Source organism: Streptosporangium sp. NPDC000396 (assembly GCF_042898655.1).
GTDB lineage: Bacteria > Actinomycetota > Actinomycetes > Streptosporangiales > Streptosporangiaceae > Streptosporangium.
The window spans coordinates 40506-60776 of the sequence record NZ_JBIAZA010000042.1; the positions used below are offsets into that span (position 1 = coordinate 40506).

General features: G+C 68.9%; 27 protein-coding genes. 16 read left to right on the forward strand and 11 right to left on the reverse strand.

The window, feature by feature from the left end; translation table 11 throughout:
- Positions 1-18: 18 nt before the first annotated feature.
- The gene (locus ACFY2X_RS42470) at positions 19-561 is read right to left on the reverse strand and encodes a MarR family winged helix-turn-helix transcriptional regulator (RefSeq protein WP_389949575.1); all 543 of its coding nucleotides are present in this window, start codon (positions 559-561) and stop codon (positions 19-21) included.
- On the opposite strand from ACFY2X_RS42470, the gene ACFY2X_RS42475 reads away from it, so the two are divergent.
- Positions 496-1785 (forward strand): FAD-binding oxidoreductase, encoded by a 1290-nt coding sequence (locus ACFY2X_RS42475; RefSeq protein WP_389949578.1) that lies wholly within the window; start codon positions 496-498, stop codon positions 1783-1785. The genes ACFY2X_RS42470 and ACFY2X_RS42475 overlap by 66 nt on opposite strands.
- 151 nt (positions 1786-1936) lie before the next feature.
- Here ACFY2X_RS42475 and ACFY2X_RS42480 read toward each other — a convergent pair whose 3' ends face one another.
- A complete protein-coding gene (locus ACFY2X_RS42480; RefSeq protein WP_389949580.1) occupies positions 1937-2434 on the reverse strand; it encodes a methylated-DNA--[protein]-cysteine S-methyltransferase in 498 nt (165 codons plus the stop codon).
- Between the two features lie 326 nt (positions 2435-2760).
- Positions 2761-3165 carry a VOC family protein gene (locus tag ACFY2X_RS42485; RefSeq protein ID WP_389949582.1) on the reverse strand — a complete coding sequence of 135 codons (405 nt, stop codon included), beginning with the start codon at positions 3163-3165 and terminating at the stop codon, positions 2761-2763.
- 64 nt (positions 3166-3229) lie between these two features.
- Between ACFY2X_RS42485 and ACFY2X_RS42490 the strand changes: the two genes are divergently transcribed.
- Positions 3230-3700, forward strand: coding sequence for a MarR family winged helix-turn-helix transcriptional regulator (locus ACFY2X_RS42490; RefSeq protein ID WP_389949585.1), 471 nt, complete (start codon positions 3230-3232; stop codon positions 3698-3700).
- A gap of 94 nt (positions 3701-3794) precedes the next feature.
- On the opposite strand, the gene ACFY2X_RS42495 is transcribed toward ACFY2X_RS42490, so the two are convergent.
- Positions 3795-4748 carry a zinc-binding alcohol dehydrogenase family protein gene (locus ACFY2X_RS42495; protein ID WP_389949588.1) on the reverse strand — a complete coding sequence of 318 codons (954 nt, stop codon included), beginning with the start codon at positions 4746-4748 and terminating at the stop codon, positions 3795-3797.
- Positions 4749-4827: 79 nt separating this feature from the next.
- Here ACFY2X_RS42495 and ACFY2X_RS42500 point away from each other — a divergent pair, with 79 nt between their 5' ends.
- The gene (locus ACFY2X_RS42500) at positions 4828-5421 is read left to right on the forward strand and encodes a TetR/AcrR family transcriptional regulator (protein ID WP_389949591.1); all 594 of its coding nucleotides are present in this window, start codon (positions 4828-4830) and stop codon (positions 5419-5421) included.
- Between the two features lie 28 nt (positions 5422-5449).
- Here the strand turns inward: ACFY2X_RS42500 and ACFY2X_RS42505 are convergent, their stop codons facing one another.
- From ACFY2X_RS42505 to ACFY2X_RS42520, 4 genes are all read right to left on the reverse strand, one after another.
- Positions 5450-5839, reverse strand: a complete 390-nt coding sequence (locus ACFY2X_RS42505; protein WP_389949593.1) for a hypothetical protein — start codon at positions 5837-5839, stop codon at positions 5450-5452.
- A complete protein-coding gene (locus ACFY2X_RS42510; RefSeq protein ID WP_389949596.1) occupies positions 5836-6000 on the reverse strand; it encodes a hypothetical protein in 165 nt (54 codons plus the stop codon). Before ACFY2X_RS42510 ends, ACFY2X_RS42505 begins: the two co-directional genes overlap by 4 nt.
- 7 nt (positions 6001-6007) lie before the next feature.
- Entirely contained in the window at positions 6008-6898 is an 891-nt protein-coding gene (locus ACFY2X_RS42515) for a pentapeptide repeat-containing protein (RefSeq protein WP_389949598.1), read from the reverse strand.
- 240 nt (positions 6899-7138) lie between these two features.
- Positions 7139-7702 carry a TetR/AcrR family transcriptional regulator gene (locus ACFY2X_RS42520; RefSeq protein WP_389949601.1) on the reverse strand — a complete coding sequence of 188 codons (564 nt, stop codon included), beginning with the start codon at positions 7700-7702 and terminating at the stop codon, positions 7139-7141.
- A gap of 92 nt (positions 7703-7794) precedes the next feature.
- Here ACFY2X_RS42520 and ACFY2X_RS42525 point away from each other — a divergent pair, with 92 nt between their 5' ends.
- From ACFY2X_RS42525 to ACFY2X_RS42535, 3 genes are all read left to right on the forward strand, one after another.
- Positions 7795-8058: a hypothetical protein gene (locus ACFY2X_RS42525; protein ID WP_389949603.1), complete on the forward strand. Its 264-nt coding sequence runs from the start codon at positions 7795-7797 to the stop codon at positions 8056-8058.
- 56 nt (positions 8059-8114) lie between these two features.
- Positions 8115-8480 carry a nuclear transport factor 2 family protein gene (locus ACFY2X_RS42530; protein WP_389949605.1) on the forward strand — a complete coding sequence of 122 codons (366 nt, stop codon included), beginning with the start codon at positions 8115-8117 and terminating at the stop codon, positions 8478-8480.
- A 307-nt stretch (positions 8481-8787) separates the two neighbouring features.
- A complete protein-coding gene (locus ACFY2X_RS42535) occupies positions 8788-9945 on the forward strand; it encodes an erythromycin esterase family protein (protein ID WP_389949608.1) in 1158 nt (385 codons plus the stop codon).
- A 61-nt stretch (positions 9946-10006) separates the two neighbouring features.
- On the opposite strand, the gene ACFY2X_RS42540 is transcribed toward ACFY2X_RS42535, so the two are convergent.
- Entirely contained in the window at positions 10007-10465 is a 459-nt protein-coding gene (locus ACFY2X_RS42540) for a hypothetical protein (RefSeq protein ID WP_389949610.1), read from the reverse strand.
- 83 nt (positions 10466-10548) lie between these two features.
- Between ACFY2X_RS42540 and ACFY2X_RS42545 the strand changes: the two genes are divergently transcribed.
- From ACFY2X_RS42545 to ACFY2X_RS42565, 5 genes are all read left to right on the forward strand, one after another.
- Complete coding sequence (locus ACFY2X_RS42545; RefSeq protein WP_389949612.1) at positions 10549-10671, forward strand: hypothetical protein; 123 nt, start codon at positions 10549-10551, stop codon at positions 10669-10671.
- A 48-nt stretch (positions 10672-10719) separates the two neighbouring features.
- The gene (locus ACFY2X_RS42550) at positions 10720-10875 is read left to right on the forward strand and encodes a hypothetical protein (protein WP_389949615.1); all 156 of its coding nucleotides are present in this window, start codon (positions 10720-10722) and stop codon (positions 10873-10875) included.
- Between the two features lie 119 nt (positions 10876-10994).
- Positions 10995-11378 (forward strand): ArsR/SmtB family transcription factor, encoded by a 384-nt coding sequence (locus ACFY2X_RS42555; protein WP_389949617.1) that lies wholly within the window; start codon positions 10995-10997, stop codon positions 11376-11378.
- Positions 11378-12004 carry a cation diffusion facilitator family transporter gene (locus ACFY2X_RS42560; protein WP_389949620.1) on the forward strand — a complete coding sequence of 209 codons (627 nt, stop codon included), beginning with the start codon at positions 11378-11380 and terminating at the stop codon, positions 12002-12004. The genes ACFY2X_RS42555 and ACFY2X_RS42560 overlap by 1 nt, the downstream gene beginning before the upstream one ends.
- 47 nt (positions 12005-12051) lie before the next feature.
- Positions 12052-13080: a hypothetical protein gene (locus ACFY2X_RS42565; RefSeq protein ID WP_389949623.1), complete on the forward strand. Its 1029-nt coding sequence runs from the start codon at positions 12052-12054 to the stop codon at positions 13078-13080.
- Positions 13081-13282: 202 nt separating this feature from the next.
- Here the strand turns inward: ACFY2X_RS42565 and ACFY2X_RS42570 are convergent, their stop codons facing one another.
- Complete coding sequence (locus tag ACFY2X_RS42570) at positions 13283-14188, reverse strand: alpha/beta fold hydrolase (RefSeq protein ID WP_389949626.1); 906 nt, start codon at positions 14186-14188, stop codon at positions 13283-13285.
- A 112-nt stretch (positions 14189-14300) separates the two neighbouring features.
- Between ACFY2X_RS42570 and ACFY2X_RS42575 the strand changes: the two genes are divergently transcribed.
- The 4 genes from ACFY2X_RS42575 to ACFY2X_RS42590 all read left to right on the forward strand — a co-directional run bounded on the left by ACFY2X_RS42575 (position 14301) and on the right by ACFY2X_RS42590 (position 17786).
- On the forward strand, positions 14301-14978 hold the full coding sequence (locus ACFY2X_RS42575) for a winged helix-turn-helix transcriptional regulator (RefSeq protein WP_389949629.1): 678 nt from the start codon (positions 14301-14303) through the stop codon (positions 14976-14978).
- A 376-nt stretch (positions 14979-15354) separates the two neighbouring features.
- Positions 15355-15954, forward strand: coding sequence for a hypothetical protein (locus ACFY2X_RS42580; RefSeq protein ID WP_389949632.1), 600 nt, complete (start codon positions 15355-15357; stop codon positions 15952-15954).
- 33 nt (positions 15955-15987) lie between these two features.
- Entirely contained in the window at positions 15988-17124 is a 1137-nt protein-coding gene (locus ACFY2X_RS42585; RefSeq protein WP_389949634.1) for a sensor histidine kinase, read from the forward strand.
- Entirely contained in the window at positions 17121-17786 is a 666-nt protein-coding gene (locus tag ACFY2X_RS42590; RefSeq protein WP_389949636.1) for a response regulator, read from the forward strand. The genes ACFY2X_RS42585 and ACFY2X_RS42590 overlap by 4 nt, the downstream gene beginning before the upstream one ends.
- A gap of 83 nt (positions 17787-17869) precedes the next feature.
- Here the strand turns inward: ACFY2X_RS42590 and ACFY2X_RS42595 are convergent, their stop codons facing one another.
- The gene (locus ACFY2X_RS42595) at positions 17870-18403 is read right to left on the reverse strand and encodes a GNAT family N-acetyltransferase (protein WP_389949639.1); all 534 of its coding nucleotides are present in this window, start codon (positions 18401-18403) and stop codon (positions 17870-17872) included.
- A gap of 364 nt (positions 18404-18767) precedes the next feature.
- Between ACFY2X_RS42595 and ACFY2X_RS42600 the strand changes: the two genes are divergently transcribed.
- Positions 18768-20156 (forward strand): S41 family peptidase, encoded by a 1389-nt coding sequence (locus tag ACFY2X_RS42600; protein WP_389949642.1) that lies wholly within the window; start codon positions 18768-18770, stop codon positions 20154-20156.
- The last annotated feature ends 115 nt before the right edge of the window (positions 20157-20271 follow it).

A 20271-nucleotide genomic window follows, 5' to 3' on the forward strand; every position in this document is an offset into this window, starting at 1 on the left:
CGATCACCGAATGGCACATCAGTTGTGCTTGTCGCCGTGATGATCGACGAGGCGAGTGAGTAGGTCGATCAGGTTCCGCCGGTCGGCCGCGGGCAGCGGGGCGAGGAACTCGTCTTGGGCGGCGGCGAGTAGCCGGTCGAGGTGGGCGAGTTGCCCTCGGCCTGCCGCGGTGATGGTGATGATGTTGCGTCGGCGGTCTTCTGGGTCGGGTGCGCGCTCGAGGAGCTGCCGTTCGGCGAGGTCGTTGACGGTCGCCACCATGTCGCTGCGGTCGATGCCGGTGCGGCGGCCGAGGGCGGCCTGGCTGGCCGGGCCGTACTCCTCCAGCGCGGCGAGCAGGGAGTAGTGGTAGCGCCGAACGCCGGCTTGGGCGCGCCGATCCGGGGGCGCACGCTCTACCCCGGTGACGAGGGCTTTGAGGAGGCCTGCTCCGGCTGGTTGCTGACGGTCGAGCACCGGCCCGCGGCGGTCGTGATCGCCGCCGACGCCGATGACGTGGCCGCCGCCGTCCGGTTCGCGGCGGAGGCGGGACGCCCGGTTGCGGTGCAGTCGACCGGGCACGGCAAGTCGGTGCCTGCGGATGGAGCCGTGTTCATCGCCACCGGGGAGCTGCGCGAGCTGTCGGTGGACCCGCGCGCCGGCACCGCAAGGATCGGAGCCGGGCTGCGGTGGGGTGAGGTGCTCACCGCAGCAGCCGAGCACGGCCTCGTGCCGCTGTGCGGCTCCTCCGGCCAGGTCGGGGTGATGGGCTACCTGACCGGCGGCGGGCTCCCGCTGGCCTGCCGTACGTACGGCTTCGCCGCCGACTACATCCGCTCGCTCGACATCGTCACCGCCGACGGCCTGCTCCGCACCGTCTCGCCCGCCCAGGAGCCCGACCTGTTCTGGGCGGTGCGGGGTGGCAAGGGCAACTTCGGTGTCGTGGTCGCGGCCGAGATCGAGCTGCTGCCGCTGCGCACCATCTACGGTGGTGAGCTTTACTACCCGGGCGAGGACCCCAGGCACGCCGCCCATGTGCTCGGCTCCTACCTGGCCTGGGTCAAGGAGCAGCCCGACGAGATGTCGTCCTCGGTGACGCTGCTGCGCTTCCCCGACGCGCCGCAGCTGCCCGAGGAGTTCCGTGGCCGCTCATTCGTGCAGGTCCGGGTGGTCTACATGGGGAACGAGGAGCAGGGCGCGCGGCTGGTGGAGCCGCTACGTGCGCTCGGCCCGGAGAAGGACACCTGCGGCGCCATGCCGTACACGCAGATCACCGAGATCTACAAGGACCCCAAGAACCCGGTCATGGTGCACCTGCGCAGCGCGTTGTTGCACGAACTGGATGAGGAGGCCGTGGAGGAGCTGGTCTCGTTCATCGACCCGTCGACGCCCGGGGGCCCGTTTCCCGGCATCGAGCTACGTCACCTGGGCGGGGCGCTGAACCGGCCGCCCGGCCGCTCGCACGCGGTCAGCACCCAGGGCGCGGCCTTCCACCTGTGGCTGCGGGTGCCGGCTCCGGCCGAGCAGGCCGATGCGGCGCGCAAGGCCGCCGACGAGGTGCTGGAGCGGCTCCGGCGGTGGGACACCGGCGCCATGCTTCCGGGGTTCCTGTTCGACCACGACTCGGCTCCCGAGCGGGTCAGGCGGGCCTACACCGAGGCGGACTACCGGCGGCTGGCCGCGTTGAAGGCGAAGTACGACCCGAACCGCCTTTTCCGTATCAACCACAACATCCTGCCGTTCGGTAACGGTGAGCGCACCCGATCCTGGACGGCCCAGGACATTGAGGTAAAGATCGACATGTGATTCTCGGCAGAGATGTCGGCGGTAGTGATCGAGCCCGCCGAACTCGCCGGGGTGCAGGCCGTACAGGCTAACGTGGAGCGCCGGGTGCGCCCCGACGTGATGGTGGGCGGTGGCGGCGGCCGGGTTCGCCCGGTGGCTGGTACCCGCCCGCTCAGAAGAGTTGTTCCTGTCCCGTACCGGCGGGACGCTCCAGGTCGAGCAGGAACCTCTTGCGCGCCAGGCCGCCGGAGAATCCGGTGAGGCTGCCGTCGCTGCCGACGACGCGGTGGCAGGGCACCACCACGGCGATGGGGTTCCTGCCGTTGGCCGCGCCCACCGCGCGGATCACCTCGCGCCCGCCGACCGCGTCGGCCAGCTGGGCGTAGGTCCACGTCTGCCCGTACGGGATGCCGGCCACCGTCTGCCAGATCCGGCGCTGGAAGTCGCTGCCGTGCAACCGCGTGGGCAGCGTGAAGTCCTGGCGCCGGCCGGCGAAGTACTCCGCGAGCTGTTCCGTGGCCTCCTCGAATCCGGTGCCGACCCGCGGGCCGAACATGGAGGGGTCCGGCATGTGCCGGTGGTTCTCCATGTAGAGGCCGCTCAGGACCCCGTCGGTCGCGACGAGGGTCAGCGTTCCCATCGGGGAGTCGATCATCGTGTGCGTTCTCATGGCGTCCTCTTCCCCCTCGGTCCGCCGGGCGCGGCCACCCGCGCCCGCACGAAGGCCGGTCCCGCGCTCCGGCGTCGGCCCGGCAGTGGTGACGGGCCCGCGCCGTCGCGCGAGCCCGTCGCGTGAGCGGCACCTCGCGGCCCGTTACCGGCCGGCCCTGGCGGGCGGTTCCTGGACGTGGCCGCCTGGTATTCCCTCACACTTGGTCAACGTTCGGGAACGGGGAATTGTGAGGTCGCCATGGCCGGCTTCGGGGGATCGGCAGGGGCCCGTCGTGGCCGGCCGTGCGGTGGTACGGGTTCGGGACCCCGGCGGGGTCCCGGGGCTCAGTAGGACTGGAGCTCGATGAGGTTGCCCTCGGGGTCGCGCAGATGCGCGGTCCGCATCCCGGGGCCCCATTCCGGGCGGTCGGCGGGCGGCGAGACCGGCTGCCCGCCGTGGCGGAGGCACAGGTCGAAACCGGCGTCCACGTCGTCGACGCGGCTGACGAGCATGGCCCCGTCCTGCGCCGCGGCCGTGGGCGGCAGATCGGTGGTGCCGACCACCGCGGCCATCGCCGCGCGGTCGAACAGCATCAGCACGCCCTCGGTGCCGACGTCCCAGCTCGCGTAGGGGCCGCTCTCGGCGCCCCGGGTGCGGGTCGCGCCGATCAGCTTCGGCAGCACCGCGTCGTAGAACCGGAAGCAGTCGGCGAACCGGCTGACCAGCAGGCGTGGGTGTAGGACGTCCATCGTGAACTCCACTTCATATTCATAGGTGTGCACCCATCATTGGGTTAAACCTACAATGTTTTCCATGAAGGAGACACCGCCCACCCTGACCTCGCTCACGACGTACCTGCTGTCGAAAGCGGGCAAGGCGGCACGGACCCGGCTCGCCGAACGGCTCGCGGGCGACGGCTTTCGCCTGTGGCACATGGCGGTGCTGGCCGCGCTGGCGGACTTCGGTCCGCACGCTCAGCGCGACCTCGCCTCCCGGCTGAGCATCGACCCCAGTGATGTGGTCAAGATCGTCGACGAGCTGGGCGCGGCCGGCTATGCCGAGCGGGCCCGGGACCCGGTGGACCGGCGACGCGTTCTCGTGACCGTCACGTCGGCGGGCCGTACCGCGCTGGACGAGCTCAACGCCAAGGCCTCCGCGGTCCAGGAGGACATCCTGGCGCCCCTCGACGAGCGGGAACGCGCCCTTCTGCACGACCTGCTGTACCGCTGCCTCACTGTCGCGTCAGGCGAAAAGGGATCCGCCAGGGAGAAACCGGCGCCGTGAAACGCCGAAGGCGGGGCGGGCGCAGGCTGCCGGTCCTCCAGCGGACAAGGTGCGGGCCTCCGGGCACCGCCCGGAGGCCCGCACCTTCGCGGCGTTACCGGCTGGGGTCGAGGACGAGCTTGCCTGTTGTTCGGCGGCCGCGGAGGTCTTCGTGTACGCGCCGGACCTCCGACATCGGGTAGTCACCCCCGTGGATCACGCGGAGCTCACCTGCGGCGACCTGTGCCGTCAGCTCCGCGTAAGCCTTGCGGAGGGTCTCCGGCCGGGCGAACGCGTTCATGAGCCAGAAGCCGCTGACGGTGGCGGAGCGCCGTTGCAGCGCGCGCGGCGACACCTTCTCGGGTTCCACCAGGCTGGCCATTCCGTAGAAGGCGAGCCGGCCGAAGGGCGCCAGTGCGGCGATGCTCTGGTCGGTGACACGGCCGCCGGTCATCTCCAGGACCACGTCGACGTGTTCGCCGTTGTTCGCCTCGCACAACGCCGCGGTGAGGTCCTCGGCCGCGGGGTCGACGGCGGCGTCCGCCCCGAGAGACAGCGCGAGCTCGCGTTTCTCGGGCGTGCCGGCCGTGGCGATGACCCGGCCCGCGCCGCTCATCTTGGCCAGCTGTACGGCCAGCGAGCCGACGCCGCCCGCCGCCGCGTGCACGACCACGCTTTCCCCGGGTCGGACATGGCCGGTGTGGTTGATCAGCCACCAGGCGGTCAGCCCCTGGGCGAGTAGCGCGACGGCGGCGACGTCGTCGATTTCCTCGGGCACCGGAAACGCCCTGTCCTCGGGGATCACGGCTTTCTCGGCGTATCCGCCGTTCTCGATCATGGCAGCCAGCCGCCGGCCGTCCGCGGTCCGGCCGACGACCTCGCCTCCCGGCACCAGTGGCAGTGCGGCCGCGGCGATGTAGGCGTTCTCGCGGAGCAGCGTGTCGGCGAAGTTCACCCCGCATCGCGCCACGTCGATGAGGATCTGCCCGGCTCCGGGCCGGGGTTCGGGCACCTCGCGCACGGCCACCACTTCCGGCCCGCCGAACTCGGTGATCTGTACCGCTCTCATCCGCTAATCCTTGGGAATCTCGTACCAGTTGGGACTCCGTACCATAATGGATCGCGTTCGGGAGCGCTAGACTGCTCCGGTGTCCCGACCCACCCTGCGCGCACGCAAGCAGCAGCGAGCCCGTGACGAGATCATCGCGGCCGCCTACGAACTGTTCGCCGAACGTGGCTACGTCGACGTGACGGTCGTGGACATCGCGGAACGGGCCGAAGTCGGCCGGACGACGTTCTTCCGGTACTTCGGCGACAAGCAGGAGGTCGTCTTCGCCGGCGAGCAGGAGTGGCTGGACAATGTCGGCCGCCGGCACCGTGAGCTGCGTCCCGCCGGGCCGCCGTCGCTACCCGAAGCGCTGGCCCTGCTGCGCGACACCACGACGGCCATCTGCACGGAGGCGACGCGGGACGCCGGGCGCTACGTCCTGCGCGAGCGGCTGATCGCGGAGAACCCCGAGCTCGGCGACCGCGCGGCCCGCAAGCAGCGACGCTTCGCCGAGGCCATGAGCGAGATCCTGCGAGAACAGGGCGCGTCGGCCGAAACGGCCGCACTGGCCCCGCAGATCGCGCTGGCCTGCTACAACGCCGGCCGTGAAGTCGCGGCCGGCGACCCGGCCGCACTTGGGCCGAGTGTGGTCGCGGCGTTCGACCGGCTCGGCATCGCCTCGGCCATGAACTGACACGCGTCCGGCCCCTGGCCGGACGGGCTCAGCGACGGTAACGGTAGTGGTAGACCGCTCTGGCGGTGGCGTACGTCTCGAAGCCGGCTTCGCCGTCCTGGTAATCCCACCACGCGTTCTTCAGCCGCGAATCGACGACATTGCATGTGCTGCTGCGGGAATGGCCGCGTTTGATGGGGCCGATATAGATCGTTCCCTTCCCCACGTAGCGTCCATTTACCTCAAGGCGGCAGGTGCCGCCCACCCAGTCGATGTTGTACCGGCCGTTGTTCGTCACTTTGACGCGGATCTCGCAGGCCGATTCACACCATCCGTAGCTGAGCTTGAGCCGTACACCGCCTGCTGCTGCGGCGGCCGCAGGTGCGACAAGCGAGCCGGCGAGCAGAAAACCGCACAAGAACGCAACGAATCGTTTCACGGCACACCTCGAACCAGGAAGCGGTGAATTTCGTCAAGAATCACATGATCTTCGATCTTCTGCAATGAGAAAGACGAGACCGGCACAATCGCAGCGCCCAGTGTTCCGGTTCCCGCGAACGGGCGGCCCATTGCGGTGCCGATGACGCCGAAGGCGAGCACCGCTCGATCACGCGCCGACGACAGGCCCGACCTTTCGGTCACCCGGCGACCAATGCGCCGGGTGAGTGAGCGACGGCGGCAGCCTCGTGCCGGCATCACCCTTCGCCGCGTCGAGCTGGGACTGGATGAGGAAGATGCTCCCGGTGAGATCGGCGCCCCGCAGGTCGGCGTTCCTGAAGTCGGCTCCGATGAGGTCGGCCAGTCTCAGGTCGGCGCCTCTCAGGTCGGCTCCGATGAGGTAAGCCCCTCTCAGGTTGGCGCCCCGCAGGTCGGCGCCCCGCAGGTCGGCCCCGATGAGGTCGGCGCCCCGGCGATCCTTCTTGCGGTCCTTCTTCGAGCCCCGGACCTCGGCCCGCACGAGCTCACTGACGCGCAGCAGCAGGTCGCTGACACCTTGCCGGTGCGCGGCCAGGTTCAGCCCCAGGAGAGCGCCAGGGCTGTCAAGGGTGAGGCGTTCGATCTCGTCGAGCGCGAGGCGGAGCTCGCCGTGCAGCGGGCGAGCCGGTTGCAGCGTCAGCGCCTCGCTCAGGTACCAGAGCAGTTCGTGGAGCTGCCGCATGACCGCGAACACCTCGAACATCTGCTTCGCGGTTCGAGGGGCCCGCCGCCAGTCTTGCCCGCCGAAGGTGACCTGGGAGACCTTCTGACCCGCGCCGAAGCAGTCAAAAACGGTGCATCCCGAAAAGCCCCGCTTCCTGAGGTCGCGATGGATGCCGCAGCGGAAGTCCTGCCGCAGGTTGGGACATGCCTGCCCGGCGGGCTTGTCGATCGCGAAGTCGGCCGAGGCCGCGAAGGCCGGCGCGACACAGCACAGCGCGAAGCAGCGCTCGCAGTCGGCCCGCAGGTCGCCGTGGCTTCCGTCAGGGAAGGGCTCTGCGTGTTCGCGTCGCTCGGACAAGGTGGGCTGCTCCTGCTTGCGGGCTGAGAGCACGGCTTTTCGGCGTGCTCAGGCTGAGGCTTGCTCTCTCCGGGTGACCACCGCCGGACCGGCCGCTCCGGCTTCGGGTGGGGCCGGGCGGCTCACGCGATGGCCCGCCCGGATCGAGTGCCGTCGAGGTCGGTAAAGCGTACCGCCCGGTCTCGCTCACCCGCCAAACCGAGCACCGTACGTTATTCGCCGCCGCGGGTGAGCAGGAGGTCACGGCTGGGGCGCGCGATCGAGGACGAGTTCCGCCATCGCGCGCGCGGCCAGGGCGGGATGGGAGTCGGGGCGGGTGACGGCGTGGGCGAGCGCCCCGTCGACGAGCACGAGGAGCTGGTCGGCGCCGAGGCTCGGGTCGGGGTGGCCGTGGCGGGTCAGCTCGGTGGTGAAGAGCTGGTGGAGACCGTCCTTGTAGGCGCGGACCTCCGCATGGGCGGGATGGGCCGGATCGGTGAGAGCGAGCTCGGCCGAGGTGTAGCGGCAGCCGCGAAACGACGGTCGCGTGGTGATCTTCTCCAGCTCGTCGAAGATGGCGAGAACGCGCCGGCGCGGGTCATCGCCGGCCTCGTCCATGACCTGGCGATAGCGGGCCTCGCCGACATCGGCGCGCAGCACCTCGGCGATGAGCCCGTCCTTGCCGCCGAAATGCTGGTAGAGCGAGCGGCGGGCGACGTTGGCCTGCTTGAGGATCGCGTCCACGCCGACGTGCACGCCCTGGGTGTAGGTGAGGTCACGGGCGGCGTCGAGCAGCCGCTCGCGGGGTCCTGGTCTCGTCGTCACGTGTCCGATTCTGGCACGGGGTTGACAGTAGATCAATCGGTCTATCTAATATCCCCTGTATATACCGATCGTTCTATCTATCAGGAGCGGCCATGCCCCGCACGGGCACCCTGCCCACCGTGCTGACCGGCGTTTTCATGACGATCCTCGATTTCTTCATCGTCAACGTGGCCATTCCCGCGACCCGGCAGGTCGGCGGGGCGCTCGGGGTCGGCATCGTCGGCATCGTGTTCTACGACGGCCTATCCGGCGGCGTGACGCAGGCGTTCCAGCACGGGGTGGTCTATCTGATCATGATCACCCTGGCCATCGCGGGACTCGTGCAGCTGCTGCCGCGCACCACGGTCAAGGCGTGACGCGATACCCCACCCACACAACGGAAGAACCAGGAAACCAGGAAAGAGGAAGAACCATGAACGACCTGAACGACTTCGCGCGCCGCTACATCGCCGTGTGGAACGAGCCCGACGCCGATCTGCGGCTCAAGGCGATCACCGAGCTCTTCGCGCCGGATGCCGCCCACTACACGCCGTCGCAGGAGGTCCACGGTCATGCGGAGCTGGAGGTGAGGATCACCACCGCCTACGAGAAATGGGTGAGGCCGGAGGTGTATGTCTTCCGAGCCGTGCCCAACGCCAATGGGCACCACAACACGGTGCGGTTCAACTGGGAGATGGTGACCCAGGCCTCGGGCGAGGTGGACTCCGTCGGCTTCGACTTCATCGTCCTCAACGAGGAGGGGCTGATCAAGAGCGACCACCAGTTCATCGACGGCTGACCTGGCCACGGCCGGGCCACGCCGTACGTCGATGACCGCCCCTTGGCCGGGGCGGCGAGCGGGAGGCCGATCGCCGCCCCGTTCCGGTTGGGGCCGCCGTAGAACTGGCCGGAAATCGGGCGCATATGCCGACGGCGGGCAGGATGCAGGCGTCCTCGCAGTTCGGGATCGCCTGGGTGGACAGGCCGTGCTCGCGCGCCGGGTCCACCGGTCTCATGGATGCATATCGATTGAAGGTTCATCGCGATGAGAGCGGGGATTTCCATGGCAAAGTTTACACCGAATGTTCAACGATACCGTTGAAGGCATGGATATCAAGGACATGGCCCGGCCGCTTGATGGCGCGGGCGTCTCGGCGTTCCTCCGGTCGCTTCCCGCCGAGCCCCTGCTGCTCGGCCTGGGCGAGGCCAGGCACTTCGTGGGGGAGCTGGGCGAGCTGCGCAACGAGATCTTCCGGCATCTGGTCGAGCACGAGGGCTACCGGTCATTCGCCATCGAGAGCGACTGCCTCATGGGCCTCATGGTCGACGACTACATCACCTTGGGCACGGGCACCCTGGATGAGGTCATGGAGCGCGGCTTCAGCCACCGCTTCGGCACGTCCCCGGCCAACCGCGAGCTCGTGCGCTGGATGCGCGCGTACAACCAAGAGCATGATGAAAAGCTCCGATTCTTCGGGTTTGACGCCCCTCTGGAGTATTGGGCGGAGAGCCCGCGTCAGGCGCTCACCGCCCTCTACGCCCTCCTCGACGGCCCGCTCCCCTACACCATGGAAACCCTCGACACGCTGATCGGCCCGGACGACCGGTGGTCGAACGAGGCCGCGGCCATGGATCCGTCCCAGTCGATCGGCCAGTCCGCCGAGGCCCAGCGGCTGCGACTGATCGCCGACGATCTGGTGGCGCTGCTCGACACGCAGGCTCCGCAACTGAGCGCGGAGGACAGGGAGCGGGCGGCACTGTACGGGCGCACCGCCGTCGGCCTGCTCCGCTACCACTACTGGATGGCCGACGCCTCCCCGGCACGGTGGGCCCGGCTGTCGGCCCTGCGGGACGCGATGATGGCCGCCAACCTGCATGCCATCGCCGAGCATGGCCCGGCCCTGGTCTTCGCCCACAATCTCCACCTGCAGCGGAACAAGAGCTCCATGCCGCTCGGCGACCAGCTGCTGGAGTGGTGGAGCGCGGGGGCGATCATCGGGGCACACCTGGGCGACCGGTACGCCTTCCTGGCCTCAGCCTTCGGCACGGCCGGCGACAACACTCCGCCCCCGGACACCGTCGAGGGCATCCTGTCCACGCTCCCGTGGGACCACTCTCTCATCGACGCCCGCCACCTGGCCGAGGCCGTCACGAAGCCCGCCCCGCGCGTTTCTCACGATTTCGCCTATTTCCCGCTGGACCCGGCCCAGCTCGACACGATCGACGGCGTCGTCTTCCTCAAAGAGGCTGTCAAGCTGGATTGACAGGGCGCATGCGTGTCAGCCATGGCTGACACGCATGCGCACCATGGAACCCGGCCGCCACTCAGGCCAGGGCCGAGATCTCGATCCGGGTGTGGTCGGTGGGGGCCACCAGGCAGGAAAGCACGACGTTCCCCCGCTCCAGGCGTTCCCCCGTGGACGAGGTGAGCCGGGCCGTACGCTCGATCTCGTACGGGCTGCCGGCCTGAGGGGTCACGCGGAGCCGCAACAGCCAGATGTAGCGTCCGTTGAGCTTGTTGGACGTCTCTTCGGCCCCCAGGACCATCGCGTTGCACGGCACCGCCGCCGCGCGCTCCTCCGGCGTGAAGGTCTGCAGCCCGGCGGATTCCAGGCTCGCGAAAGAGAGGGAGCCCATGGTAAGCACCCCCGCGCCCAGGAGGAGGATCGTCGCGCTGACGTACGCCCCGACCCGGGTGTGCGGCTTCCGCCTCAACACGAGGAACAGCACCACGGCCACGATCAATGCGATTACGGCGAGTGTCCCGAAAACGATCGATGCCATCGTTCTTCCTCACGCTGATAGGCGGAGCCTGGTGGGCCGGCCTTGTCCGTTCCGATGCCGGTAGTTGAACAGGTGTCGCTTGCATGGCGACTGCAGCCCGCATGATCGCGCTGCTGGTCGCGCAGCACCTCGGCACGACCGGCCACGAAGGAGCCGCCCTTATGGCGGTGACGCTGGCCGCCCTGATCCCCCAGGCCGGGGACTGACTCGGCTACCGCTACGACCTCGGCGACTGCTGAGACCACGACATCGAGGTGGAGAAGATCCACCGGGCGGCCAAGCTGTGGGCCAAGCAGGCCGCGGCGAAGGCCGCGCGGGAGGCGAAGGCGGCGGCGGCCGCCGTGATGGTCGAGGACCCGACGGACCCTTCCGTCCCGGAAAACATCCGCCCCGGAAACAGCCGTTTCTGAGAGCGCGCAGCGGCTGCCTCGGGTCCGTCGTACGCATCCGAGGGGCCCGACCTTGACCGGCGGCCTCAGCCATCCTCTACCTTGCTCATATGAATAGTTCTTCATATGAGCAGGTTTTGGTGTTGGACGATTGTACTGCCCGGGTGGTCGACGCCGACCGAGTCGCCGCCGTGTACGAGCGGATGCCGTCCGCTGCCGATCTGACCGACACGGCCGACGTCTTCGGGCTGCTGTCCGACCCCAACCGGCTGCGGCTGCTGGTCGCGCTGCTGGACGGGGAGCTGTGCGTGTGCGACCTGGCGGCGGTCACCGGGCAGAGTGAGTCGGCCGTCTCTCACGCGCTGCGGCTGCTGCGCGCGCACCGCATCGTCGCCGCACGCCGCTCCGGTCGCATGGCGTACTACCGGCTGGAGGACCCGCACGTGCGCATGCTGCTCGACCTGGCGCTGGCCCACACCGAGCACACCGAGGCCCTGCATCCCGAACGCGATGGGAACGCCTGATGGGCGCCGGGCACGGGCACGGACACGCGGGGAGTCGCCACCGGTGGCGGCTGGCGGTCTCCTTCGTCCTGATAGGCGCCTACTTCGTGGTCGAGCTGGCCTTCGGCCTGATCTCGGGCTCGCTGTCGCTGCTGTCGGACGCCGGGCACATGGCCGCCGACGTGGTCGCCCTCGGCGCCGCGCTGGTCGCCACCAAGATCGCCACCCGCCCCGACACCACCGGCCGCCGCAGCTACGGCTCCTACCGGGCCGAGGTGTTCGCGTCCCTGCTGGCCGTGGTGCTCATGCTCGGCGTCGCGCTCTACGTGGTCGCCGAGGCGCTCGGCCGCATCGGCGGCCCCGCGGAGGTCTCCTCCACCCCGATGCTGGTGGTCGGCGCCATCGGCCTGGCCGTCAACCTGGTCGCCCTGGGTCTGCTGCGCTCCGGCGCGAGCGAGAGCCTCAACGTCAAGGGCGCCTACCTGGAGGTCGTGGCCGACACCGCGGGCTCGGTCGGCGTGATCGTGGCCGGCTGGCTGGTGGCCGCGACCGGGCAGGCGTTCTGGGACACGCTCATCGCATTGGCGCGCCGGGATCGCCTTCGGCGTACGCCTCGCGTAGCGTGTCCAGCCACGCGCCGGCCATGACCGAGAACCGATCATGTCGTTAGGGCATCCAATCGAACATGATCGCTATGAACCGAAGTGTGCGGGCGGCCACGGCGCTGATGTGGTCGATATTGCCGTTCGGAGCCGTCGTGACGGCCCTGAACATCGCCGCCTGCGCCGACGTGGAGGCGGCCGCGAGAAAGGCTCTGTCCCAGAGCCGGGACTACCTCGAGTACGGCATGGGGCACTTCGACACCGTCGCGTGGGGCAGAACACAAGGGGTCGCGGCCTTCTTCGTCCTGGCCGCGGTCCTCATCGGCGCTCTGGCCCGGCTGATTCGGAGACGAGAACGATACAACCTGGTCGCCCTGCTCATGGGGCCACTGAGCCTGGCCTACGTTTTCTGGTTGTGGCACGTCCATGCGAGCAACCCCGTCGCCGACGACGTCCTCTGGCAGATCCAGGAACTCGACTCTGCCCTTTCCCTCACGAGCCACACGCTGCTCCCCCACTGGTACCAGCCTGCCCTGACCGTGACACTCCTGGCGGCCGCCGCCGCCCAGCTGTCGGCCTTGGCTTTGCTGATCTACTCGAAGGCGCTGAGGCGGGTTCAAGCGGACGACGGCTTGTGGCGTGGCAAGGTTCTGGCGCTCACCGGACCCGCGTGCGCGGCAGCGTATGCCGTGGTCAACTTCGCCGGCATCTGGGTGGCAGACCTGGAGGTAGGGCCAGGTGATGTCGACTGGATGATCGTGAACACGTGGACGTGGATCTCGCGGATAGCGCTCACGCTCGGCGTCCTCGGCACGCTCCTGGCCGCCGTCGACATCTCGCTTCTGCTCGGCCGGATCAGGGCGTACAAGATGATGCTCTTCCTGTCCGGCGCGCTGACTTTGCTCTACTGGCTGATTCTCCTGCTGGCTTGGCGGTACGACCTGGCGGAACCGAGGGATGACACGACGGGCTTCACCGACTACCGTCCTTGGTGGCGCACCCCCGGTGTGATCACCATCGTGGCCGTGGCCGCGACGGCCAGGCTTGGCGTCCTGTTCCTCATGATCAGGTCTTCGATCGCCGGGAAGAGCCTTCGCCGCCGATCAGTGAGTATGGCCTGATCAAGGGCGGGTGAACCTTGCCGGTACGATGACCCCGCTCACCTCGGCCCTGCCCGGCAGCACGCCACCCTCGGCGCATCGGTCACGATTTGCTGGGTCGGTCGAGACCCGCGGCGGGAGAGCACGCAGACGACGCAGCAGCCCCGCGAGAATCGCACCAGCTGCTTCTGGACGCTCACCACGACACCACCTGGCCACCCGGTCACCGCGCGCCGGGCTCGGTGTGCCCGACGATCGCCGGGATGACCGTGTCCCACACCTGGTAAGGCGGCATCTGGTGGCCCATGCCGGGCAGCGGGACCAGCCAGGCGCCGGGGATTTCACGGGCCAGGGCCTCGGCGTGACCGTAGGGGAAGAGCGGGTCCTCGGTGCCGTGCAGGACCAGGGTCGGTGCGGTGATCTCGCCGAGGCGGGGGCGGATCGGCGCACCGCCCTCGATCATCCAATGGTTCGAGGCGGCGGCCGGGACCGGGCTGCGGTCGAACGCGCGCCCAGCGGTGCGGCGTACACGGTCCTCGTCGACCGGAATCGTGCCGGAGAAGGCGTGCTCGGCGGCGAGGAAGTACGCGATGACCGCGTCACGATCGGACCAGTCGGGGGCGGGATCCGGGTCCTCGAACATCTTGGCCAACGCCTCGCTCATCGGCGGCAGGTCGGGATTGTCCGGACCGCCGGGCCCGCCGGGGCTGGTGGAGATCAAGGTGAGAGACAGGACCCGTTCGGGGTATTCGACGCCGAGCCGTTGTGCGAGGCCCCCGCCCATCGAGATGCCCACGATGTGCGCTGCGGCCAGGCCGTACGCGTCGAGCACGCCGATCGCGTCGGCGAGCAGATCATCTTGTGTGTACGTCGGCGCGCCGACCGGGAAGATCGTGGAGCGGCCGGTGTCGCGGGTGTCGTAGCGGATCACGTACCGGCCGGATGCGGCGAGCCGGGCGGTGAAGTCGTCGTCCCACCAGTCCATCGACGCCTCCGCGCCTGAGATGAGCAGGATCGCGGGGGCGGCCGGGTCGCCAAAGGCCTGTACGGCCAGGTCGACATCGTTGGTGTGCACCATCTCCTGGGGTGTGGCCTGGGACGGGCTCGCGGTCGGCCGGCTGTCGTGCATGGTGTGCCTCCTGGGTCGGGGGTGAGTGCGCCCCGTCATGACTCTACTTTGAAATTCGAAGTAGATGCTACTATTTTCATAGTTAAAATGGCTGACTGAGGACGAGGTGACGATGGCAAGCGCGAAGACCCCCGAGAAGGCCGGGAAGCGGACGTACGGGCAGGCATGCCCCATCGCCCACGCGCTCGACATGATCGGCGAGCGCTGGGCCCTGCTGGTGGTGCGCGAACTGCGCCTCGGGCCACGCCGCTACGCTGACCTGCAGGCCGCCCTGCCCGGACTCGGCCCCAGCGTGCTCGCACAGCGGCTGCGCGATCTCGAGGCGGTCGGCGTACTGCGCAGGCGTACGCTGCCACCGCCCGCGGCCAGCAGGACGTACGAACTCACCGAATGGGGCGCCGAGTTGGAGCCGGTGTTCGCGGCGCTTCGAACCTGGGGCATGCGCTCACCGATCGTGCCGCTGACCGGAGAGATCAGCGCCGACACCGTACTGCTCGGCCTGCGCGCCTTCTTCGTGCCGCAGCCGGACGCGCCGTGGACCGCGACGTACCAGATCGCCCTGGAACGCGACGTCTACCGCGTCGAGGTCGTCGACGGCGAACTGGCCACCGTCGCGCGCGGCCAGGCTTCCGGCCCGGCGGACGCCTACCTTGAGAGCAACCACCTCACGCTGCAGTCCGTACTGAGCCACGAACGCTCACTGGCCTCGGCAATCGACGACGGCGCGCTCACGGTGACCGGCGACCTCGAGGCGGTCAGCCGACTGATCGGCGCAGTCCCGCCACGCTGACGGCGTCGGAGCCGGACGTGGCGGCTCCGGGAAGAAGCCGGCGAGCTGACTTCGGCTCCTTCGCGCTCACCGGCCGTACCGCCGCGTCCTTCAAAGAGTTGATCACCCGCAGCACCGTCCAGGCGGTGCGCCGCCCCGGACCCTGCACGCGAGGCCGCACTCGTCTCATGCGGACCGGCGCATCGACCGGCGTCGGGGAACCATCATCAAACACCCCGGTGCGACCACTGTCCGTGCCGGCTTCCGACCAGGCCGGACGGCACATGCCTTTCGGCCATGCGCACCATCCCGTCATCGTTACCTCCAGCACTTATCCGGCCGGTCTCCTCGCTCCTACCGTCGAACCGTTCCCAGTTCATCCCGACAAGGAGCTTTCATGCCCCTCCCCTGGATGTTGCGCTTCGGCACGGTATGCGGCGTCGTCATGGCGCTGTCGCTCGGCATACCCGGCGCGATCGAGGCGTTCACCGGCGAGACCGCCGCGACCAGCTTCGTCATCGGCCTCGGAGCCGCGTTCGGGGCGCCCGCGGTGACCGCCTTCCACCTGCGCCAGAGCCACGCCTCCGGGCGCTTCGGCGCTGTCGCGTACGCCGTGAACATGATCGGCCTCAACCTTTTCGCGGGCATCGCTTTCGCGCTCAACCTCGTCGTCTTCTTCCTCGACCCGGCGGTGGCGGCCGCTGTGCTCGCCGGGCCCACCAGGATCGCCCTGCTCGCCGGCGTGGCGGTCTTCGTCGCAGGCACCGTGCTGTTCTGCGTGTCGATGGTGCGCGCCCGGGTCTTTCCACGACTCCCCGCCTGGGGCTACGGCATCACGCTGGTGCTGCTGGCGCTGCTCGCGCGGCTGCCCGACACACCTCTGACCGGTGTGATGCACGTGCTGGCCGCCGGATCGCTGATCTGGCTGTCGCTGTCGCTGCGGCAGGAAGAGGCAGCGCCCGGCCGGGCGGCCGTGCCGTACGGGATCGCCGGGTAGAGCGGCGTGCGGTCCGGCCGTAGTCTTGCGGACATGCCCATCTCGCGCCCCGTGCCGTGGGTGTCGCCCGTGCTCTACGGCGCGGTGCTGGCGGCGGGTCTGTACGCCTGGCTGGCCGGTCTCGGAGACACCCAGCCGGCGCTGTTCGCCGGCGGCCTGGCCGCGCTGACCGGGCTCGACCTGCTGGAGCAGCACCGCTACCCGGCCCGCACGCCACGGTGGCCGGCGGTCGCGCTGCTCGCCGCGCGGATCGCGCTGTTCGTGGCCGTCGCGGCGGCCGACGGGTCCGGGCTGTCGCGGGCGCTGTTCGTGCTGGTGCCGTTCACCGCGTACTTCGCTTTCGGCCGCGCGGTCGCGGTCGCGCTGGCCGTGGCCTGTGTCGCGCTGCTGGCAGCCGCCGGCGCGGTGGCCGATCCGCGCTGGTACGCCGCCCCCGAGCAGGTCTCCGATCTGCTGATGTTCTGCGTGGGACTGGTCTTGGCCGTCACCATGGCCGCCGTCGCCGTCGAGGAGCGGCGGGCCAGGGCCGAACTGGCCGCCTCCACCGCCAGGGTCGCCGAACTGTCCGCCACGGCCGAGCGCAACCGAGTGGCTCGGGACATCCATGACGAGCTCGGGCATCATCTGACGGCGATCGTCGTGCTGCTGGAGAAGGCCACCGCCTTCCGCGACCTGGATTCCGGCACGGCGGACCGGGCGGTCCAGGACGCCCATGACTCGGCGCGGCGCGCGCTGGACGACGTGCGGCGATCGGTCCGCACGCTGCGGGAAGAAGACGCGCCCTTCAGCCTCTCGGAAGCGCTCACCGACCTGGTGGCGGGTCAGTCGGACGGCGGCGGCCCGGCCGTCGTCCTGGAGTTCGCCGGCGAGGAGAACGGGCACGACGCGATGGCGCTCAGAGCCCTCTACCGGGCCGCCCAGGAAGGCATCACCAACTCCAGGCGGCACGCGCGTGCCACCCGCGTGCTGGTGTCCGCGGCCTTCGACGCGGCGGGCGCGAAGCTGGTGGTCCGTGACGACGGCCGCGGCTTCTCGCCGGAACGGGAAGGGTACGGCCTGCTCGGCATGCGCGAGCGCGTGCAACTGGCCGGCGGACAGGTCGACATCGGCAGCGCGCCAGGCGGCGGCACCCGGCTGACCGTCACGATCCCCCGCCGGACCGCGCCATGACCCCGGCTCCCCCCGATCCCCCGGTTCGCGTCCTGGTCGTCGACGACCAGCGGCTCATCAGGGAGGCCATCGCCTCGCTGCTCGGCATCCAGCCCGGCGTCGTCGTGGTCGGCACCGCGGCGGACGGGCGCGACGCGGTGGAGCAGGCGGTCACGCTGACCCCCGACGTGGTGCTCATGGACGTCAGGATGCCCGGGATGGACGGTGTCGAGGCCATCTCCGCCCTGCGCGGCCGCGCCCCCGGCGTCCGGGTGGTCATGCTCACCACGTTCGACGACGAGGAGTATGTCGTCCAGGCACTGCGCGCGGGTGCGACCGGCTACCTGCTCAAGGATCTGCCGGCCCGGGAACTGGCCGCCGCCGTACGGCTCGCGCACGCCGGCGTCGCCCAGTTCGACCCGGTGGCCGCGGCGCGTCTGGCTTCAGCCCTCGCCGGCCGCCCCAACGCCCGGCCCGATGCCCGGCCGGAGGACTCCTTGACCGCCAGAGAGATCGACGTGCTCCGGCTGATCGCCTGCGGTTCGACCAATCGCGAGATCGCCGGTCAGCTGTACCTCAGCGAAGGCACCGTGAAAAATCACATCTCACGCATCCTCAGCCGGCTCGGTCTCCGCGACCGCACCCAGGCGGCCGTCTACGCCCGTGACCACGGCCTGCTCTGATCTTTCGACCAAGGGTTCCGAACGAATGAGCCACTTCGTCATGGCTCACCCGGAAATGCGGACCGACCGGCTCCGGTACGCCGTCACAGTGATTGCTCCAACCACTGTCGCATCGGAGCGAATCCCGCAGCCCTGTAGAAGGCCAGAGCCTCCTCGTTGAAGTCCCACACATCGGTGACCAGGCGAGAACATCCCGCCGCCCTGCCTGCCGTACGCACTGCATCGACCAGGGCGCTTCCGACACCGGTACGGGTCGCCTCAGGGGCGACAGCCAGGTGTTCCAGGACAATGAAGGTGCTTGCCCGCATGAGGGCGTCGCCCGGACGGTCGACGATCCTCGCAAGGGCGTATCCAACCGGCCGGCCTGACAAGTGGGCGACGAACGCGCGAACATCCTCGCGTGCCAGGTGGGCCTCGAAGATCGGGGTCAGGTCGTCATGGGCGGGTTGGGAACGAAAGACGTCCGGCCGGTGCAGAGCGTGAACAGAATGCACGAAGTCGTTCAGCCTGGCGAGGAGAGGCGCGTCTGTAAAGGAGACGGGGCGAATCTCGGCCGAAGGTGAAGGCACAGGCGAAATCATGGAGAGAATTGTGGCCCGTGTTCCGACGCTGATCAAAGGGGTTTTCGGGGTCGCCGTAGTACTCGGAAAAAATCGGGCGGAAATTGCTGAATAAACTCCTGGCCTGGGAATCTTCGGGCTCTGGCGGGAGGTTGCTGGGTGGCCGCTCCGGTGTTCACGGACGAGGGTCTGGCCTGCGAGTACCTGATCTCGGCGAAGGTGATCCGGCCAGGGCCGGTGACGGTGTTGAAGCGGGTTGCGCACGCCCGCGAGGCCGCTCTGCGCAGTCGACGGCTCTGCCTCCGTTGCCCCGCGATCACGGGCACGGCGCTGGGATGGGCAGCAGTGGGCACACCGCCTATGTTGCGCCTGGCAGCACGACCCCCAAGGGCCGCACCGGGCCTGCGGCGTCCTACTCTCTGTGTTTGTGACGTTTTTAGACTTTGGGGTCGAATCCCTGCCGGTGGTCATTCCTTCATCGCTTCACGATTTCCGCCTTCTACTCCATGCAGAACGTGCCGAATTTGAAGCCGTATTGGGGATCCGGGTGAAGATCGTTGATGCGGCAAGCGGTCCACGGATGGAACTGCTCATTGACGATGCCCATGACGGAGCCGCGCGGCTGGACTGGGACGCCGAGCAACGTGTGCTGACAGCCCGTGCGAGCGATGGTGACGGCCTTGCTCGTAGCCTGCAGATGTTCCATACAATGGCCCGCACGGGCGAGCGCTCGTTGATCGACACCACCTGCGCTCACCTCGAGGAGGCGGTGTGGCGTACGGTCGACGAAGTTGGGGCCACCTACCCTGCCTTCGATCTGCGCGGGCTGGACTGGCAGCAGATCTGCCAGAAGCACGTCAAAGCGGTCCTCGAAGCGGATGATCCATTCGCCGCCGCCCAACGCTGGCTGGCTGAGCTCCAGGACGCCCACACCAAGGTCTATCGCACGCCGCGCGTCTATGTGCCCTACGTCCTCAACCGTGATCGGTTCATCCGCGTACCCGAGTGGAGCGCAGCTCATGCGGCAGGCGTACGACCAGGCTGGCACCTTACCGACCTGGATATGGAAGACCAGATCACTCGAACCGCAGCCTCCCCTCACATGCGGCCCCTGCTGGCAGGCTGGCACCTTCTCGGCGGTCAGCGAGAACTGCGGGCACAAGGACCCAACGGGGCCACGGCCACATGGCAGGAGAACTCCCCGAAGGAGGAATTGATCAATTGGCGTAAACTCTCCGGTGAGAGCGGATACCTCCGATTGCGCGATTGGTCGAATCCCGACAAGATCCGCCAGGGATTCGATGCCGCCCTTACTGAATTGCACAAATGCGAGCGCCTCATCATCGACCTGCGCGCCAACCCTGGCGGGAGCCTCCTGGCCGCGACCGAGACTCGGGATCGGTTCTTGCGCAGTCGGACACGCCTTGGTTCGGCCCGTTATACCGATGGAAGCGGCGGGCTGGGGCCTGGCGTGCCAGTGTACGGCGAACCGTCATCCGAGGAGCGCTGGGCCGGGCGACTCGTTGTGCTGACAGATCCGCTGACCTACTCGGCCAGCGAGGACTTCCTCCTCGGTCTCCAGGGGCTTGAGCATGTCCGGGTCATCGGCCGACCATCCGGCGGCGGTAGTGGGCGACCTCGGACGATCAAGCTCATCGACGATTGGGTCCTGATGTGTAGCACCACACTCACTTACGACCGTGAAGGCCGGTGCGTCGAAGGGACCGGAATCACCGTGGACACGAAGATTCACGCTGACGGGCCAAGTTGTGATCTCCATGACCCAGCCATCCGCGAAGCCCTCGCCTGAGGCCGCGACTCTGCTCAGCCAAAGATCGCGTGCGGTGCTGACGTACTTGAGTCCCGCAGTCTGCAATGCTCAAACCGGCCTGCCGTGGGCGTGTCCTGATCCGGCGCTTTCATGA